We start from the raw sequence: 18,745 nt of genomic DNA on the forward strand, positions 1-18,745 counted from the left end.
CCACGTCGTGTTGGAGGCCCAACGCGTCATGGCGGGTTCCCAATGCGACGTGACGCGCTTTTTTTACCTCCTTTCGGGCTATTTTGGCGCCTTTGTCTGGGCACTTCAACAAAAAAAGCCACCTCTGAGCTAAGTCAGAGGTGGCAGGCCTAATTCTTATTTGGTTTCTTGTTTGCTTAACTTGTCAGCTAGGCCACTAGCGCGTAGGCCCCACTTGATGAGTTCGACTAGCACGATGATGCTGAAGGATACAGCTAGTACCAAGCCCCATTGTGGCAAGGTAGGCGCGGTCACGTCGAAGAAGTCGTTGATGCCTGGAATGACGATAACGCCTAGTAACATGACAGCCGACAAGAGGGCTGCGCCGTTAAGGAACTTATTATCGAAAGCTTTCCCTGTAAAGAGAGAGGTGAAGACATACTTGACGTTGAAAGCATGGAAGAGTTGAATCAAACCTAAGGTCGCAAAGGCCATGGTTTCGGCCAAGTTTTCTTGGTGGTACCATTGACGGGCTAACCAGTAGATGAAGAGGGTCAAGGCACTTTCCAAGACCCCTTGGTAGAGGATACTTGGCAAGATGCCGTTAGATAAGAAGCTAGACTCCTTAGTCCGTGGCGGACGATTCATCACATCTGGCTCGGCTTTTTCCATCCCCAAAGCGATGGCTGGGAAGACGTCTGTCACTAAGTTTATCCATAAGATATGAACAGGTTGCAAGATGGTCCAACCTATTAAGGTGGCTACGAAGAGGGTAATGACCTCACCCAAGTTAGCTGACAAGAGATATTGGACAGCCTTCTGGATGTTGGCGAAGACCTTACGCCCTTCTTCAACCGCCACAACGATGGTTTCAAAGTTATCGTCTGCTAGGACCATGTCAGAGGCACCCTTGGACACTTCGGTCCCGGTAATCCCCATACCGACCCCGATATCTGCTTGTTTGAGGGAAGGCGCATCGTTGACTCCGTCCCCGGTCATGGACACCGTCTTACCTTTAGACTGCCAAGCCTTGATAATGCGCACCTTGTGCTCAGGTGATACACGAGCATAGACTGACAAGTCTTGAACACGCGCTTCTAATTCTTGATCAGAAATAGCATCGAGTTCGGCCCCGGTCATGACGTGATGGTGGTTGTCTTCGTTTGGATTCAAGATGCCCAGACGTTCCGCAATGGCTTGCGCGGTTTCAGCGTGATCACCGGTAATCATGACGGTCCGCATGCCGGCCCCTTTGGCTACGGCAATGGCATCCGCAGCTTCTTGACGCTCAGGGTCAATCATCCCGACCAAACCAGCAAAGATTAAGTCATGTTCTAATTCCTCAGATTCGAACTTGCTAGGCAATTGATCAATAATCTTATAAGCCCCTGCCAAGACACGTAAGGCCTGACGCGCCATGCCTGTATTTTCGGTCAAGATGGCTTGGCGATCAGCATCGGTCAAGTCGGTCACCTGGCCGCCAAAGTCCTTATGAAGGCAGCGTTTGAGCAATTGGTCTGGCGCCCCTTTGGTGGCTACCAGGTAGCGACCATCCGCTAGCGGGTGGACTGTCGTCATCAATTTACGGGTAGAGTCAAATGGAATCTCGCCCACCCGTGGGAAGCTAGCCAAGCGTTCAGCCAAAGGATAGCCCTTGTCTAAGGCAAACTTAACCATGGCAGTCTCAGTTGGATCCCCGATCAAATTACCTTCGGCGTCCACCTCCGTGTCGTTAGCCAAGACAATGGAACGTAAGAGCGGCAAATCTAAATCTAAGTCTTCAGAGGCATTGTGGAGAACCCCATCATAGTAGGCTTTTTCAATGGTCATCTTGTTAAGGGTCAAGGTCCCCGTCTTATCGGAACAGATAATTTGGGTCCCACCCAAGGTCTCAACGGCAGGCAAGGTCCGAACCAAGGCCTTACGATCTGCCATAGTTTGAGTCCCGATAGAGAGGATAATGGTTGAAATGGCTGGCAAGCCTTCAGGGATGGCAGCCACGGCCAAGGAGATAGACACTAAGAGCATGTCGGGAATCTGACGGCCACGCAACAAACCAACGATGAAGGTCACAGCCGCAATGACTAAGATCATAATAGTCAAGGTCTTACCCAAACGGTCTTGGTCGCGTTGCAATGGGGTCTTGGTTTTCTCAGCACTGGCTAACATGCTAGCGATATGGCCGACTTCGGTATTCATCCCGGTTGCCGTTACAATGGCTAAGGCACGACCGTAAGTCACATTGGTGCTAGAGAAGACCATGTTATGGCGGTCCCCAATCCCGGCACCTTCTTCTGCAATCACGCTGATGTCCTTATCAACTGGCACCGATTCCCCAGTCAAGGCTGCTTCTTCAACCTTGAGTGAGTTGGCTTCAATCAAACGCATATCCGCTGGTACAATATCTCCAGCTTCCAATAAGACGATATCGCCTGGCACCAAGTCATGAGACTTAACGGTCATGACATTGCCATCACGGCGAACGCGAGCGTCAGGTGAGGCCATTTCCTTGAGGGCGTCAATGGCTTCTTCAGCCTTGGCTTCTTGGACTACCCCCATAATGGCGTTAAGCACCACCACTAGGAGAATGATGACCGCGTCGTGCCACTCGTGGCTGGCCACGAAGGAGACAGCCGCCGCAATCACGAGGATGATAATCATGAAGTCCTTGAATTGCTCAATAAACTTCTGCAAGAGGGTTGAATGAGCTTCGGCCTTGAGTTCATTAGGACCGAACTCTTCCAAGCGTTGCGCAGCCACTGCAGCTGTCAAGCCCGTCTCAACATGGCTTTCTAAGCTGTCAATGACGGCTTGCGCCTCTTGGTTATAGGCTGATAATTTTGTTGACATAGTAACCTCCTATTTGATCCATTCCTTCATACTGGCCGCCCCAGCTTGTAAAAAAAGACCTATGCCGCCACCCAACGAGTGAATCAGCATAAGTCTCACTATTTCAGTCAGTACCAGCAGCAGATGCTACATATTTGTTGATACCAACGAGCTAGGCTCTAGTTACTCCCTTATGAAGTCAATGGTTATATTACTCTTACTATTATAGAGATAAGCTGCCAAAAAAGCAAGAAAAAAACACTTGCTATTTTGGCTTTGACAAAAGCGGCGATCTTGACGATTGAGACCGGACGCGCTAGGATAGAAGTGAAGAAAAGTGGAGGGATTGACATGACAAAGACAGGCAAAATCATTCGTGTAGTAGGTGCCGCCATTATCCAAGATGGCCAGGTCCTCTGCCTACAGCGTGGCCAAGAAATGAGCCTAGCCGGACTCTGGGAATTTCCCGGCGGCAAGCTAGAAGCTGGCGAGACAGAAGCCCAAGCTCTGGCACGGGAAATTAAGGAAGAACTGACCCTTGAAATTGAAGTCGGTGACTGGGTGACGACAGCAGAGTACGCCTATGAATTCGCCACTATCCAGCTAGCAGTCTACAAGGCTAAGATTCTATCTGGCAGTCTGACCCTGCTCGAGCACCAGGCTAGCCGTTGGGTCCAGCCCCAAGACCTCATGAGCCTAGACTGGGCTCCCGTCGATATTCCAGCGGCTCAGCTACTGGCCCAAGAAGGCTCCTCCTTATAGCTATAGACAAAACAAAGGCGACCAGGACCCAGTCCTAGTCGCCTCTATTTTAATGTCTGCGGAAATCAACAAAGTCATCATGCTGATGCATGTTGCTGTCGATGAAATAAATCAAGGTTTGCAACTCATTGGTTAAATCCACATGTTGCATACGAACATGACTTGGCACATCGAAACGCAATGGCGTGAAGTTGAGAATCCCTTTGATGCCTGCTGCCACCAAACGTTCTACAGCTTCTGCTGCCTCTTCTTGCGGTACGGTCAAGAGCGCAATTTCAATTCCTTGGGCTTCTAATTGTTCTGACAATTCATCAATGGAATAGACAGGAACTCCTGATTGAATGGTCCCAATCAATTTAGGGTCTACTTCGAAGGCCGCCCCGATTCTCACATTATTATTCTTGCGGAAGTTATAATGGAGGAGCGCATTCCCCAGATTCCCTACCCCGATGAGAGCAACCGATGTCAGACGATCTTGGTTGAGGGTCTTGGTGAAGAAGTCTAATAAGTAATCAACATCATAGCCATAGCCCCGTTTGCCCAAGGCGCCAAAGTATGAGAAGTCACGACGAATGGTCGCACTGTCTACTTTCACCGCATCACTGAGTTCAGTAGATGAGATCCGCTTCTTACCGGCATTCTGTAAAAATCGTAAATAACGATGGTAAATAGGAAGCCGGTTCACAGTTGCTTTTGGTATTTCTCTACGCATTTGATCACTTCTTTCACATAAAAATATTTCGCTTATTCTCCAGTCGATATCTTTAGTATATCATCATATTTGACTAGACTCCATTATTTAGGGGTGAACTTAATACAATTATTATAGTTCAGTAATAATTGTCGCACTCCTGCCTTTATCCGCTTTCATTTACGTGATAACACAAACTTCAAATAAGAATCTTTATGTGACTCAGGCTACGATGAGAGAACTTCTCATAGTGCAAACCTTTTCACTTTGGCATTTTTCCTTAAATATTCAACCCCCATTATGGCCTTATGCTAGCCACAATGGGGGTTGTTTTATTCGCTCAGTGACAAACGAAAGCGAGACCAGTCGCCCCGAATATAGTCCAGAAGGCCTAGATCTGAGCTAGCCACCTGGCCAACAATGGCCTGGCGGTCATCCGTTGGCAAGTCTGTCAGGCAAATTTCCAATTCATTGGCGTAGCTACCATAGTTGGCCCGGCCCAGGACTAGGTCCCCTCGCTGGCGAGGGCCAGGCTGGCCCACTACTTCTTGCCCACGCAAGGCTTGACGGGTTTCCGAGGCCCGAATGACCCAATCACTGGCATCCGGTCGATTGGACCAGACCTGATCTAGCAAGGCTTGCGGAGCCTGAGCCCGCAAGTCTACCAAGCCATCATTAAGGCTGGCCAAGCGTCTCAATTGATCTTGACTGACATCACAATCCCCTATGTAGACCCGGTCAACCTGACATTGCGATAGGAGATAAAGAGCTGCCTGCTGACTTGGCCACTGGCGGGTCTGCTCGACTGTACAGAGGCCATCAAAGTAAGGCCCCCTAGCTACCTGGCCACTGACGAAGGCTAGACAAGGAATGCCTAAGGCATGCAGTCTTTGATTTTGGGCCAGAACATAGGCATGGCTGAGGCCACTATAGACCTTGGGATAATAGTTATGGGTAGCCCAGACCCGGCTCAAATCGACCCCTGCTTGAGCTAATTCTTCTAGCAAGGTCTCCGTAAGGGTCGAAGCATTAAGGACCAGGTGACTGGACTGGCTGAGGACGGCCATCTGCTGAGGGGTCAGTCCGGCATCTACTCGCAAGGAGCCAAAGCCCCAGGCTTGCAGGCGGTCCAGGCCATAACAATCCAGGCTGGCCTCATTAATATCTGCCATGACCTGGACCCCTTTTTCGTGGCAGGCCGCCATGATTAGGTCTAGCTCAACCGGCTTATAATGAGGGCTTAGGTTAAGACTGGTAAAGGCGTGGCCAAGGCCCTGCTGACTAAAACGATCAATCCGAGCCAGGTTGTCGTCTAGCGACTGATTACTATAGAAGGAAAAGCCGACTACCTGTCCTTTCATTGACTATCGCCACCATAGACTTGAGCAATCCGAGCTTCATCCACCCCGAAGAACCAGGTCAAGACAAAGCCACCTAGATAAGCTCCTAGCATGGCGATGACATAGGAGATTTGTGTGCCCGGCACCATAATCAGCAAGCCGAAGAGACCGGATACCCCTTGGGAGACAGCCCCTAGATGGAAGAGGACCGCTAGAACGCCCCCCAAACCTGAACCTAAGCAGGCCGTAATAAATGGTTTACCTAGTGGCAGGGTCACGGCATACATCATGGGTTCACCAATCCCGAGAATGCCGACTGGCAAGGAGTCACGAGTCAATTGTCTCAGGCGTTTGTTGCGTGATTTGAGGTAGAGGGCCAGACCCGCGCCGACCTGACCGCCCCCTGCCATCATAAGAATTGGCAAGAGATAGTTGACCCCGGCCGTTGGCCCTTGCGGATTATTCAGCATGGTATGAATTGGCGTTAAGGCTTGGTGGAGCCCCACAGAAACCAGTGGCAAGAAGCCAACGGAGAGGAGGAAGCCACCGAGGGCACCCAATTGGGTATAGAAATAATCTAAGCTAGCATAAATCCCGTCCGTCACTAGGGCTGCCAGCGGTTGAATGACAATGACCGATACCAGCACCCCGACTACGACGGTTAGGAGTGGCGTGAAGAAGGTGTCCAAAAGATCGGGCATGATACGACGAATGGCCCGCTCTAGGTAGGCGAAGAAAATCCCCATAAAGAGGGCGGCTAGGAGCCCACCAGCCCCTGGTGAGAAGGCCTTATTAGTTATTGGAAGAAGAATTGGCGCATCTGCCACCTTAGCTAAGAGAGGCATGCTTGGAACTGCCACGGACAATGCCCCGGCCATGCCACCCAGAACAGCACTGCCCTTGAATTCTTTGGCCGCATTCATGCCCACATAGATTGGCAAGAAGGCGAAAAGGGCCCACCCCATGGTCCGAATGGCTTGGAACCACCATTCGCCGGCCCAGGCATTCTGGTTGGAGACATTGATGACATTGGCAATCCCATTAATCATACCGGCTGCAATAATCCCCGGCAGTAAAGGAATGAAGATATTGGCAATCCGTTGCAAGAAGCGTTGCAGGGGCTTGTCATACTTAGCCTTTTGCTGGTCTTTGTTGGCCTTAGCCACTTGGTCTGCTGCTAGCTCTTCATAGCCCAGACTGAGACCTGTTAATTGGGCAAAGGCTGACCCAACTTGATTGACCTTGCCCGGTCCTAGGATGACTTGCACTTGGTCTTGGATGACTAGGCCCATGACCCCATCCACTTGCCTGAGGGCCTCTTGGTCCACTAGGGATAGATCGCGCAGGGTCAGGCGCAGACGCGTCATACAGGTTGCATTGGCCAGGACATTGTCCTTGCCTCCCACTAGGGATAGAATTCGACTTGCTAATTCATTCATGGTAATACCTCCTTAATTTGATCTTGCTTATTTACTGACTGCTGGCTGGCCTGGATAGCCTGGGCAATGTGGTCTTGATTATCAGCCAAGAGGGCTTGAGCACCCGCCAAATCACAACCCGTTAAGGCCATAAGGATGGCGCATTTGACCTGGCCCTGGGCTGCTTGAAAATAAGTCGCTGCCTGCTCCAAGGACAAACCGCTTGTGGCGGCAATAATACGATGGGCGCGGTCAATCAATTTCTGGTTAGTGGCTTGGACATCGACCATGTAACCTTGATAGACCTTACCTAATTGAATCATGGCAGTGGTGGAAATCATATTGAGCACCAACTTTTGCGCCGTCCCCGCCTTAAGTCGGCTAGAGCCGGTAATAATTTCTGGTCCCACTGGAATTTCGATTGGATAATCTGCCCACTGGCTAATCTCGGCCTCCTTAACACAAGCAAGGCCCGCCGTCAAAGCGCCCTGCTCCTTAGCATAACGTAAAGCAGCCACCACATAGGGGGTGCGGCCTGAGGCTGCGATACCGACTAAGGCATCTTTGGCTGATAGTTCGAGGGCGGCCAAGTCCTGGACCGCTGCTGCTTGGTCATCTTCCGCCCCTTCAACGGCCTGGGTCATGGCCTCTAAGCCACCAGCCATCAGGGCTTGGACTCGATCAGGGGCGACACCAAAGGTTGGGGGACATTCCGAGGCATCCAAGAGACCTAGTCGGCCTGAAGTTCCTGCCCCTATATAAAAGAGGCGACCGCCTTGAGCCATAATGGGTACCAGGGCTTCTATAAAGGCATTAATCTCTGGCAAGGATTGCCTGACGGCTAAGGGGACTCCTTGATCTTCTTGATTCATGCGCTGGGTGATTTCGGCCACTGACAGGGTCTCAATGGCCTGCGACAGGGGGTTGGCTTGTTCTGTTGCTAACTTGCCTAGTTCCATAGTAGTTCCTCCTTCCTACAAGCTTATTATACCCCTTATGTAAGCGCATTACAAGGCGCTGTCTAGCTTTTTGTCAAGACATTTCTTGCATTACAACAATTCTTGCTCTGTCTTATCTTAGAAGACAAAAAATGCCACAAGACCCTTCAAACTTAGAGGTCTTGTGACAGCTTATTTGATACAACGGAAACCAATATGGCTGGCCGTCACCAAGGCGTCCGCCCCATTGCGGGCCCCTAGGCGATAGCGCTGGCAGTAAGAGGCATGACAGAGGAAGGAACCGCCGCGAATGGCGTACTCCCCTTTCAAGTCCGCTAGACTTGGAAGAGGCTGGGCCTGCTTAAAATCCTGCAAAAGTTGATAGCGGGGATTGACGCACCATTCCCAGACATTGCCGATGACCTGATAGAGCCCCCAGTCATTAGGGGCGTAGGTCTTGACCGGCGCCGTGCCCAAGTAGCCGTCCGCCTGGCTATTAAAACCAGGAAAGTCCCCCTGCCAGGTATTGGCATGATAGCACCCATCGGCTTCTAGCTCCTGGCCCCAAGGAAAGGTCGTGGTCCGGCCAGCCCGAGCCGCATACTCCCACTGGGCTTCAGTGGGCAAAGTCACCCCTGCCCACTGACAGTAAGCTAGGGCATCGGCCAAGGAGACATGGACCACCGGGTGGTCAGCCAAGACGTCTGTGGCAAGGGGGCCTTCAGGTCCAAAAGGATGGAGCCAGTCGGCGCCCGCCACTACCCGCCACCAAGGCGTGCCCGGCACCCGTGGGGCCTTGGCTTCTAGGTCTTCTGACAGGAGGGCTTCAAAAACCAGGGAGCCTCCCGTCCGACTGGCAATGGTCTGGTAGCCAGTGGCCGCCACAAATTCAGCAAATTCCTGGTTAGTGACAGGCGTTGTAGCCACCGAGAAGGCCGCCACTTGCATGGGAATAGCCGGGGCCTCATAGTCCTCTACAAAACCCTGACCTAGGGGCGCCCCCATTTGGAAGTGCCCTGCTTGTAACTCGACCCACTCCATGACTAGCCCTCCTGACGGGGATAGCCCATGACATCCCCACGCCGGGCGGCTGCCAAGGTGGTCACTAGGGCTGACAGGGGCCGCGCCACTAAACGTCCATCCGCAACAAAGCCCTCTTCACGATTGGCTAAGTAGGCAACCAGCTTCTGAGTCAGCTCCAAGACTACGGGCGCATAGTCGGTCTGGTCATAGAGATTGACCTGCTCATAAGGATCGGCCACATAGTCGAAGAGTTGATAACGATCCTGAACCGGATACCAGATTAACTTATAACGTTCATTGAGGACAAATTGACTGGAATCTTGGCCTAGAACATGTTCCCCATGGATATCGGTCCGCCAGCCGTCAATTTGACCAAGCAAGAGCTGGCGCACGCTGCGACCGTCCGTGGCCACTTGCTGGCCCAAGACCAGGTCTACCAAGGATGGGAAGATGTCTTGAATCTTAACCAGCTGCGGAATAGTATGGTGGTAGGCGGCAATCAGATGGCCAGGATCATAGATAAAGGAAGGAATTTGGATGCTACCTTGATAAGGATAACCTTTGCGGAAGAGGTCATGCTCCCCTAGTTGGTCGCCATGGTCAGAGACAAACCAGAAGAGAGTATCCTGAGCATGGCCGAACTCTTCCAAAGCCGTCAGGAAGCGACTAATCTGATGGTCCAGATGGGTCACCAAGCCATAGTAGCCTGCCAGCAAGCGCCGTTGATCGTCGGGCTTGAGGCGCCCTTTTTTACTATCAATGCTAGGAACAGCATCCACTAGCTGCTCCCAATCCCCTAGATGGCGATCCCATTCCTGGCCCAAGAGTTGATAATACATATCGAAATAATACTGAGGCGGATTAAAAGGCGAATGTGGCTTCTCAAAGGACAACTTGAGGAAGAAAGGCACAGTTGGATCCTTGGTCTTGAGGAATTCAATAGCTTCGGTCACCAGCCAGTTGCTTGGATGGAGAGCCTCTGCATAAGGCCAAGGCCGGGCCATCCAGGAATTACAATTGAGGCCGTCGTCCATGAGATCGGCTTGAGGCCCCAACTGGGCCTTGAGGAATTTGAGATAGTCACTGGACTGTTCAAAGGAAGCCCCATAAGCCCCATCATAGTGGCGATCGACATGGAGGTAGCCGTCGTGCAGGGTCACATGGTCAAAGCCCAGACGCTTGCGGGCTGGGTAGACGTGCATCTTGCCGATACATTGGGTTTGGTAGCCGGCATCCCGGAAGGTCTGGGGCAGGGTCTGGGTGAAATTCCAAGGCATTTGGTCTTCGTAGCCCACCCGTCCTGAATTGGCCTGGTCCAAGCCAGTCAAGAGAGCTGCCCGAGCCGGCACACAGGAGGGCACCGGCGAATAGGCATTGACGAAATTATAACCTTGGCTGGCCATCATATCTAAGGTTGGGGTTGAGAGAAAATCAGGCCCCTGGTTAATCCCTAAGGCGTCGGCCCGCATCTGGTCGACGACAATAAGCACCACATTGGGGCGTTGCTTGCTGTTGGTCATGGTAGTGGAGTCCCTCCTCATTCGGTCGCATGATCAACGACCTGTCTTCGCTTTCATTATACACCCTCTGGCATCAAATTGCCTATCTTCTACTAAAAAAGATGAGAATATTAACAAAAATTATAAAGCAGGGCCAAACTTGAGCCAGCCTTCACCCTAAGAATTAAACCAAGCAAAAAGCCTGACTGAGAGTCAGGCTTTTGTTTTAAGATTTTGCTTTTTTAACTTGGCTTGCATATAAGCTTCTAAGTCACTGAGAGGGGCTACGGGCTGGTCCTTGGTCAGACGGAAAGAGCGGCTTTCAAAGACTAAGATTAAATCCACGCTAACCAACTTGCCCCGATTGGTGGTTCGATCCAAACGCACCTTGCGTAGGCTAGACCAGGGCAAGAGATAGTGACGACTGCCCAGCTCAATCCGAACCTTATCTCCCAAATCTTCTATGGTAACGGTTCGCGTCCAGAGAAAATTATAGAAGGCATTGGCCAGGAAAAATAGTAGGAGCAGTAACACAACGAACAATAAGGGTCCATATTGATTATCGCGCGGGTAGAGGTCCAAGTCCAACAAGAAATTGACAAGGTCCTTGATGCCTAGTTGTGCTAGACCTAGCAAGACCAGAATAGAGAGCAAGCGTTGGCCGACAAAGCGACTGACCCTTAACTTGACTTTATTCAGTAGATACTTGTTTTTACTTGTCATTTGGGCCTAGGCCTCCTTTTTGGGATCGCTTCAGGCCCTTTTCTAAATATTGAATCAGCCACTCTAGCTTAGCTACCTGGTCATCTGAGGTCAGGTAGAAGCTGCGGCCATGAAATTTGAGGACTGCCGTCTTGCTGAAGATTCCACCATGACGTTTGGGTGCGTTGAAAGTCTTGACACGACGCAGGCTAGTCCAATCATAGCGATAGAGCTTGTGGTTAATCAGGATTTCCAGACTTTGGCCCCGATCGTAGATGGTGACTGAGCGTTTCCATAAGCTATTGTAGAGCAACCAGCCCAGAATGACTGCCACTAAGAAGATTAAAGTAGCTAGCCAACTCCTAGGGTTCAAGTTCAATCTCTTGGCCAAGTCTAGACTCACAGGCGTCAAGATAGAGTAGACGAGAATGAAGGATAGGGCCTTAGCGCCCAAAAAATAAGACACCCGACAATCCAAGGTCATCACCAGGCCTTCTTGGCCTGGAGCCAAGGGCTTGCTTTTAGCAATAATCATACACGCTAGGCCCCTCTCTGATCTAAATAGACCTGAAACTCTTGACCCAGCTCCATCAGGGCGCCCATGGTCTTATCGGATGAAGACAAGCGGTAGGTGCGGTCCTCAAAGACCAAGACTAGGCTAACCACGACTAGGCGACGTGATTTATTGCGAAGCTGGGATGGCTTGACACGGCGGAGCTCCCGCCAGTCATAGCAATCCACTCGGCTACCTACTTGCACCAAGACTTGAGTTCCCAAGTCCACAATACGCACCGTCCGCTTCCAGATCCAATCATAGAGCCAGAAACCCAAGCCCAAGCATAGAAGTGCTGTCACTAGCGCATAGGCTTGGCTCCATTTCTGCAAGTCCCGATTCAATAGTCCCCAAGTGATGAGCCAATGTACGCCATAGGCAAATAAGAAGGCCATGAGGATGGCGATGACAACACCGCTATAGAAGCGTAGGCCAAATAAATGGCTGACCCGAAGCTTTCCCTCAAAGAGTAGCTTTTCCTCTCTATTCGAATTTCGATATTGCATCTTATCACCCTTCCTTACCTTCTCATTATAACTTAGCTAACGCCGCTTGAGAAGCCTAGCCCTACTTGGAAAGAATCCCATGAGAAAAGGCCAGGCACAAGGCCTGACCTGCTACTTCTAATGGCTTATCCCTGCTTTAGATAGGCCTGGAGGGCTTGACCTAGATCGCTCAGGGCCACCATACTCTTATCCGATGAAGAGAAACGATAGGTGCGACCCTCAAAGACCAAGACTAGGTTATAGGTACTGACCTGACCACGTCTAGAGTAGAAGCGATAGGCTCTGACCTTACGAAGAGTCTGCCACTTATAGTAGGCCTGGTCACGGCCGACTTGTAGGCAGGCTTGGTCGCCTAAGTCCAAAATACGAACCGGCCGCTCCCAAAGCTTATTGTGGAGCCAGTCACCCAGCATCCAAATCAGGATGCCCGAGATTATGAAGGAAGCCACACTCCAGCCTTTCAGATCCTCCTGCCACAAGCCTACTGCTTCCAAGAAATGTAGGCTGAGGATAAAACCACTGAACATAACCAAGGCCATGAGAACGCCGCCTAAGAAGCGCACACCCAAGACATGGCTGACCCGCACCTTGCCTTCAAATAGTAAGTGATTGGCTTGATCATTCTGTCTAGCTTGCATGTTTTCACCCTTTCTGGTCCTTTCATTATAACTTAGCGAGGGGTCCTTGAAAAGCCTGGTTCCATTTGCCTAGCTGTCAACGGGCTCAAATTTAATAAATTGTTAGCGACAAGTTAAGAAAGACTTAATACTTGCTTCAAGAAGTCTTCAGTTTCACCCGCTATAGTAAGGTCATCAAATAAATCCAAGGAGTGATTTCCATGTCAACCAAACACACACTAACCAAACTCAGCCTTGTTGCCTTACTTAGCCTAGGTCTTGGAGCCGGCAGCTTATCCCAAGTGGTCTTAGCTGAGGAAAGCAGCGCATCATCCAGCCAAATGCCAGAAGATAAGCAAAAAGACGAAATGAATCAAGCCCTTGTCGGCCAATTAATGGGTCAAGGAAAACACAAGGTCATGGGTATGGCCAAGGTCACCGCTAAGGAAGCAGTACTGACCGGCTTTTCAAGTGATGAAGCCCCTGACCTCAATGCCTACCTAACCAAGGATGGCGATGTAGAACATGGCCTCAAATTAGGCAAGGTCGATGCTAAGGGTGCCATCCAAGGCTACAAATTGGACAAAGTCGACCTCAGTCAATACAACACCCTCACCATCCACTGCGACCAAGTCAATGAAACCTTCGGTTCTGCTATGTTGACCAAGTTTTCTGACGGGGCCATGGACCAAGCTATGAAACGTATGGGCGAACTCATGGGCGCCAATGGCAAGATGGTCATGGGTTCCGTTAGCATCGAGAAGAACCAACTTAAACTCAGCAACTTCAAGAGCGACAAGGCACCTGACCTCCACGTCCTCCTTAGCAAAGACGGCAAATTAGAGACAGCCGTTGAAGTCGGTGCGGTAGACAATGAGATGATGGAACAAAGCTATGACCTTAATGGTTTGAAGGCAGATGGCTACAACAAGGTCTTAATCTACTGTGTTGAAGCGCATGAAGTCTTCGGTCAAGCTGACCTTAAATAAGCTTTCGAGCATCCCAACCACCTGAAGTCCTTTCAGGTGGTTGAAGTGCTTTGGGCTCAAGGTCTGCAAGCGTCGCTGACCCCTTCCCCTCTCAAGCTATGCTATAATGGCATTGCCCCTGCTACTTTCAAGCAGGTTTTGATTTCAGTCATTAATCGAAAGGAGGGTCCCTATGACCCACATCCTCCTAGTTGACGACGAGCCAGCCATCCTGGATATCGTCACCCGCTACTTAAGTAAGGAAGGCTATCAAGTCACGATCGCGATGAATGGTCAGGAAGCCTTAGACCACTACCGAGCTCAGGCCGTCGATCTGATTATCACGGACATTATGATGCCCCAAATGGATGGTTATGACTTCATTGATGCCGTCTTGCAATTACGCGAAGACCAGCCTTTTATTTTCATCACGGCCAAGGATCAGGCGGTCGATCGCATCTATTCCCTGACCCTAGGAGCCGACGACTACCTGACCAAACCCTTTAGCCCACGGGAGCTCACCTTGCGGGTCAAAAATCTCTTGCGTCGCATTCAGCCCAAGCAAGCGGGGCAGTCGGTTTTGAGCTATGCGCCCTTTGCCATCGATGAAGGCCAGCATCGCGTCACGCTCTACGACCAACCCTTGCAACTCTCACTCAAGGAATTCCAGCTCCTGGCCCTCTTCCTCAAAAATCCCGGTCGGGTCTTCGCTAAATCAGAACTCTTCCTCAAGATTTGGGAGACCGATTATATGGAAGATGCCAATACCCTTAATGTCCATATCCACTCCTTGCGCGATAAATTAGCCAAGTTAGCAGGTCAGCGTCCCTACCCTAAGATTGAGACAGTCTGGGGATTGGGCTACCGCTTAGGAGGTGACCCATCATGAAGCTGCGTTCACTTGTCTTCCTGGCCTTTCTTACTTCCACCCTCTGCGCCCTCCTGCTGGTCTGGTGGGGCCTGCAGCAAATGTTAGTCTCCCCGAATGTGGCCTATATCATTATCTGGATGACCTTAGGGGCTAATTTGCTAGGGGCCCTAGTGGGCTTCTGCCTACTTCAGCCCAGCGTCAAATCCCTGCAGCGACTGAGCCGAGATGTGAGACGGGTGGCCGACCAGGATTTCCAACCAGTTCAGACCATTAAATCACCGGCTGAACTGGCCTCGCTGACAGCCAACATCAACCTCATGATCCAAGACCTCAACCAAAGTTTCCAGGCCCTCAGCCAAAGCGAGCAGGACAAGACCCGCCTCATGGCTAGCCTAGGTCACGACATCAAGACGCCGCTGACCGCTCTCCAGCATCAAGTTGAAGCGCTAGAAGATCAGATGGTGTCAGAAGATGAAATGCAAGCCCTCTGGCAGGCCATGGCCCATCAAATCGACCGACTCAAGACCCTGACCCAGCAACTCATGGAAGTTGGCCTCATGGAGAAGCAAGCCAATCAGCAGGCTAGCCAAATCCAAGTCCAGACCCTCCAACTGGATGATTTTCTCATACATTTGCTGACCAGTATCCAACCCCATTGTCAACAGAAGAAACAAGAACTTGAGGTCAAACTAGCGCCAGAGCTAGAGACCATCCAGACAGACGGTGACAAACTATCCCGTATTCTCCTCAATCTCTTGGAGAACGCCAGCAAGTACTCGCCAGAGCAGAGTCGCATTCAACTCCATATCCAAAAAGAAGGCCAAGGAATCGGCTTCCATATCATTGATCAAGGCATGGGCATTCCCGCCCAGGACCTGCCTCATATCTTTGATCGTCTCTATCGGGTCGAACAGTCCCGTAATCGGGAGACAGGCGGCGCCGGCCTGGGACTCTATATCAGCCAAACCCTGGCCCAACAACTGGGGGGCCAGATTGAGGTCACCAGTCAAGTCAACCAAGGCAGCCACTTCAGCTTATGGCTTCCACTATAGCCATAGCAAAAGGCCAGGAAAACCCTGGCCTTTTTCTTATGGTCTAAATAGTTGATGAGCCCGCCAGGTCAAGTGGCTAGAGAGGCGACTGACCGGCTCCCAAGTCAGCCATTTGAGTGAGACTAGCTCATAGACGCCCTCTTGGGCATAAGCAAGAAGTGAGCTCCAAGCCTTGTGGTCATGGTCATGGTAGACAGCACCAGGCGGCAGGGGTCGGTTTTCTCCAGAAGACTCGGACTCCCGCTGCTGACGGGATTCGGTCTCATCAGAGGAAGACCAATCTTGCTGGCTAGAGCCAGATAGCTCACTATCCACCTCCGCCCCCTCAGGTAATCGGAAATCTGAGGCCTCTAATTGATTATAGCCAAAGAATTCAAATTGGCCCCGTACCTCACCGGACGGATCCAGGCAACGGTAGTTGAGACTGGTCATTTGGAAGTCGTCCTTGCTGAAGCGAACTTCCATATAGTTATAGATATCTTCTACCGGAGTATCTTCAGGTACTAAGGTGATTCCCAAAGTCTTAGAGGTAAAATCCGCCAAGTCAAAGTTACGTTCTAGGACCGTGAGCCGATAATCATCCTGGCCTTCTTCAAACTGGAAGTCGGCTTCATGGTCCAGTATCCAGTCTAACATGAGGCGATAGTTAGGTCGCAGGCGAAAATCATCGGGCATCTGGATGGCAGACCATTTGTTAGTCCGCTCTGTATAGAGGTAATACTTGTGGTTGGTGTCCCCCAGATAGTAGACCTCCATATGGTCAATCCCCCGACTATAATCCAAATAACCCTGGAGGACCTTGCCAGTCTTGGCTTCATAACGGTAGGCTGCTTGATAGCTTGACTGGCTTCTTCGATCGCCAGACACTCCCTTGAGGGCTACCGAGGTCAAAAGGTCCCGGCTTTTACGTACTTGATTGAGGACATCCTTGCGGTCTAACTGTGCACAATCATGATTCTGCCATTCTTCAGAGGTCTCCTCATGCCCTGATTCCTGGCTACTAGCAGATTCCAGGCTGACAGTCGCCTGCCCTTGGAAGCCTGGCCAGCTTAAGGCCAAGGCATTAGCAGTCAGAGCCGAGACCAGTAGGTATTTGAGACTTTTCTTCACGTCACTTCCTCCTTCATTCGAATCTAATCGACTTGCTTCTTGTCCCTTCTATTATAACAAAGCGGTCAAGACGACACAAACCCCTGGGGTCAGTCACTCGCTGATTCCAGGGGTTGCTTAATACTTAGTTGGCGTCTTGGGCTACAATTTCTTGCACCCATTGGATGAAGTTAGCCGACGCATGGCCGGTCCGTTCAGCTGTGGTATTACCTTGCCCCCATACCGTGGCAAAGTCCACTGATTTGACAGCCCCATTAGCTTGATTTTCCAGGGCTAGAGCCAGGTTGGTTTCCACCGTTAAGGCCGTGTCTCCTTGGCTAAGGCCGGAACGAATCCGCCAGTGAGGTGCTGGTTTAGAGGTTTGGTAGCCAGAATAAGCGGACGTCAGATAGAACATTGGATTGTAGAGGTCCTGACGTTCTGCAATGGTCTTACCCAAACTATCGGTCTTAGCCAAGTCAGACTCAAAATCCGTCACATACTGGCTGTTCCAGCCGGTCAAGCTCTCATACTTGGCCTGATTGTTCTTGAGCAGGCGGGCCACTAGCTGGTCAAAGTGAAGCTCATTGGCACCCGCTACCCCGAAGACCGCATTCTCCGCTAGGCTACGGTCCAAGGCATCGAAGGCAGGCACAGACTTGCTGGCCGTCTTAACATACTTGGCGAAATCCGCCAGGCTGGAAATCTTAGCCCTATTGGCGGCCGCATCATAAGTCACCCATTGGGTCTCAGCATTCAAGCTATCAATAAAGGCTTGAGCCGTCTCATAGGTGACAGATTCTGTCGTTCCACCCGGACCAGCACCATCGCTGGTATAAGGAAAGCTGGTATCGGCTAGAAAGTTATTGAGGGATTGATTGACGACCCCTTCTAGATAAGTGGCATAGGAGCCTTGGGTATAAATCCCCTCACTGGATTCTGTCAGGGTCAAGGCTTGGCCTTCATGTTTGAGGCCTAGCTGATTGATATAGTTGGCATATTCCTTAGCCAAGTCTTGGGATAAGGCCTGAGTAAAGGTACCCTCTGCCCGCGTATTGCTGTCAGCGAACTGACCCAGGTTCCATTCATAGGCAGCATCCGCATAATCCAAGCTGGTAATGGGACTCCAAGTCATAGTCCCATAAGGTGCATCGGAAATTGGGTTGCCTTCCTTGTCCTTCATGGCCGCCCCTAAGGCTTCCAAGTAAGGATTGTAGAGGGTCGAATCCCCACTAGCCCCTAGGACAGCAGACTGAGCCCCACCGCCACTATGGCCAAAACTCACAATCTTGTCGGTGTCACCTGGCAGGACATCCTTGTTATAACGAACATAACGGATAGCGGCCTTAAGATCGGTGACGCCCCATGGTGCACCGCCCACTACTTCTTGGCCCTGGCTATCGGTGGTGTTGTCGCGGCCACGAATACCAGGTTGCAGATAAATCATCCCGGCCTGGGTATAGTTGGCAATGCCGTCAGCAAGCCAGGTTGGTGCCTGAGAGGCATTAAAACCCGGCGTGTTAACCGGTAGGACATAAGGAGCAGTCGCAGCGGTAAATTGGCCCACTTGGGCGTCAGACTTGACGCTGGCAGTATAGGTCCCATCGCCATTGGCAGTTGCCTCTAAATAGGCACCCGGCACATAAATACCCAGGGTCTCATAGTCCAAGGAAGCAGGGTTGGCGACATAGACCACGCCGACTTGCCAGTAGATATCATTAGCCTCATCGTATTGCCAAGCCGCATTGTCAAAAGTCAAGCTGTATTGGCCGACGGTGGTCGTTTCTTGGCTCGACGCTTCTTGGTTATTGGCCTCTTGGGCTAGCACAGGCACTTGGCTAGCCAGCAGATTGGCACAAAGCAAGGTCAGGGCGCTTAGTTTCATTTTTCTCGATAGGGTCATATCAT

Annotated in this window: 17 protein-coding genes; 4 read left to right on the forward strand and 13 right to left on the reverse strand. The window is 51.0% G+C overall.

What is annotated here, in order from left to right:
• Positions 1 to 156: 156 nt before the first annotated feature.
• On the reverse strand, positions 157 to 2,829 hold the full coding sequence (locus tag RWO08_RS07740) for a cation-translocating P-type ATPase (protein WP_314211700.1): 2,673 nt from the start codon (positions 2,827 to 2,829) through the stop codon (positions 157 to 159).
• 330 nt (positions 2,830 to 3,159) lie between these two features.
• Between RWO08_RS07740 and RWO08_RS07745 the strand changes: the two genes are divergently transcribed.
• Positions 3,160 to 3,570, forward strand: a complete 411-nt coding sequence (locus RWO08_RS07745) for a (deoxy)nucleoside triphosphate pyrophosphohydrolase (protein ID WP_311466257.1) — start codon at positions 3,160 to 3,162, stop codon at positions 3,568 to 3,570.
• 49 nt (positions 3,571 to 3,619) lie between these two features.
• On the opposite strand, the gene RWO08_RS07750 is transcribed toward RWO08_RS07745, so the two are convergent.
• The 10 genes from RWO08_RS07750 to RWO08_RS07795 all read right to left on the reverse strand — a co-directional run bounded on the left by RWO08_RS07750 (position 3,620) and on the right by RWO08_RS07795 (position 12,878).
• On the reverse strand, positions 3,620 to 4,282 hold the full coding sequence (locus RWO08_RS07750) for a redox-sensing transcriptional repressor Rex (protein WP_070756831.1): 663 nt from the start codon (positions 4,280 to 4,282) through the stop codon (positions 3,620 to 3,622).
• Between the two features lie 311 nt (positions 4,283 to 4,593).
• Positions 4,594 to 5,622, reverse strand: coding sequence for a MupG family TIM beta-alpha barrel fold protein (locus RWO08_RS07755; protein ID WP_314211701.1), 1,029 nt, complete (start codon positions 5,620 to 5,622; stop codon positions 4,594 to 4,596).
• A complete protein-coding gene (locus tag RWO08_RS07760; protein WP_314211702.1) occupies positions 5,619 to 7,040 on the reverse strand; it encodes a PTS transporter subunit EIIC in 1,422 nt (473 codons plus the stop codon). The genes RWO08_RS07755 and RWO08_RS07760 overlap by 4 nt, the downstream gene beginning before the upstream one ends.
• Positions 7,037 to 7,978 carry an N-acetylmuramic acid 6-phosphate etherase gene (murQ, locus tag RWO08_RS07765; protein WP_311468579.1) on the reverse strand — a complete coding sequence of 314 codons (942 nt, stop codon included), beginning with the start codon at positions 7,976 to 7,978 and terminating at the stop codon, positions 7,037 to 7,039. The genes RWO08_RS07760 and murQ overlap by 4 nt, the downstream gene beginning before the upstream one ends.
• Positions 7,979 to 8,149: 171 nt before the next feature.
• Positions 8,150 to 8,998 (reverse strand): formylglycine-generating enzyme family protein, encoded by an 849-nt coding sequence (locus RWO08_RS07770; RefSeq protein ID WP_311466266.1) that lies wholly within the window; start codon positions 8,996 to 8,998, stop codon positions 8,150 to 8,152.
• A gap of 2 nt (positions 8,999 to 9,000) precedes the next feature.
• Positions 9,001 to 10,500, reverse strand: coding sequence for an arylsulfatase (locus RWO08_RS07775; protein WP_314211703.1), 1,500 nt, complete (start codon positions 10,498 to 10,500; stop codon positions 9,001 to 9,003).
• A gap of 192 nt (positions 10,501 to 10,692) precedes the next feature.
• Entirely contained in the window at positions 10,693 to 11,202 is a 510-nt protein-coding gene (locus RWO08_RS07780) for a hypothetical protein (RefSeq protein ID WP_314211704.1), read from the reverse strand.
• On the reverse strand, positions 11,192 to 11,716 hold the full coding sequence (locus RWO08_RS07785) for a hypothetical protein (RefSeq protein ID WP_314211705.1): 525 nt from the start codon (positions 11,714 to 11,716) through the stop codon (positions 11,192 to 11,194). Before RWO08_RS07785 ends, RWO08_RS07780 begins: the two co-directional genes overlap by 11 nt.
• 5 nt (positions 11,717 to 11,721) lie before the next feature.
• The gene (locus tag RWO08_RS07790; protein WP_314211706.1) at positions 11,722 to 12,240 is read right to left on the reverse strand and encodes a hypothetical protein; all 519 of its coding nucleotides are present in this window, start codon (positions 12,238 to 12,240) and stop codon (positions 11,722 to 11,724) included.
• A 125-nt stretch (positions 12,241 to 12,365) separates the two neighbouring features.
• The gene (locus RWO08_RS07795) at positions 12,366 to 12,878 is read right to left on the reverse strand and encodes a hypothetical protein (protein ID WP_314211707.1); all 513 of its coding nucleotides are present in this window, start codon (positions 12,876 to 12,878) and stop codon (positions 12,366 to 12,368) included.
• Between the two features lie 200 nt (positions 12,879 to 13,078).
• On the opposite strand from RWO08_RS07795, the gene RWO08_RS07800 reads away from it, so the two are divergent.
• From RWO08_RS07800 to RWO08_RS07810, 3 genes are all read left to right on the forward strand, one after another.
• The gene (locus RWO08_RS07800) at positions 13,079 to 13,846 is read left to right on the forward strand and encodes a DM13 domain-containing protein (RefSeq protein WP_314211708.1); all 768 of its coding nucleotides are present in this window, start codon (positions 13,079 to 13,081) and stop codon (positions 13,844 to 13,846) included.
• Between the two features lie 172 nt (positions 13,847 to 14,018).
• Positions 14,019 to 14,714, forward strand: coding sequence for a response regulator transcription factor (locus RWO08_RS07805; protein ID WP_314211709.1), 696 nt, complete (start codon positions 14,019 to 14,021; stop codon positions 14,712 to 14,714).
• Positions 14,711 to 15,748 carry a cell wall metabolism sensor histidine kinase WalK gene (locus RWO08_RS07810; protein WP_291454453.1) on the forward strand — a complete coding sequence of 346 codons (1,038 nt, stop codon included), beginning with the start codon at positions 14,711 to 14,713 and terminating at the stop codon, positions 15,746 to 15,748. The genes RWO08_RS07805 and RWO08_RS07810 overlap by 4 nt, the downstream gene beginning before the upstream one ends.
• Before the next feature lie 36 nt (positions 15,749 to 15,784).
• Here RWO08_RS07810 and RWO08_RS07815 read toward each other — a convergent pair whose 3' ends face one another.
• Both RWO08_RS07815 and RWO08_RS07820 read right to left on the reverse strand, forming a co-directional pair.
• Positions 15,785 to 16,858 carry a hypothetical protein gene (locus RWO08_RS07815; protein ID WP_314211710.1) on the reverse strand — a complete coding sequence of 358 codons (1,074 nt, stop codon included), beginning with the start codon at positions 16,856 to 16,858 and terminating at the stop codon, positions 15,785 to 15,787.
• 124 nt (positions 16,859 to 16,982) lie between these two features.
• Positions 16,983 to 18,740, reverse strand: coding sequence for a tannase (locus tag RWO08_RS07820; RefSeq protein WP_314211711.1), 1,758 nt, complete (start codon positions 18,738 to 18,740; stop codon positions 16,983 to 16,985).
• Between the last annotated feature and the right edge of the window lie 5 nt (positions 18,741 to 18,745).

Origin of the sequence: uncultured Abiotrophia sp., assembly GCF_963520105.1 — a bacterium.
Classification (GTDB): domain Bacteria; phylum Bacillota; class Bacilli; order Lactobacillales; family Aerococcaceae; genus Abiotrophia.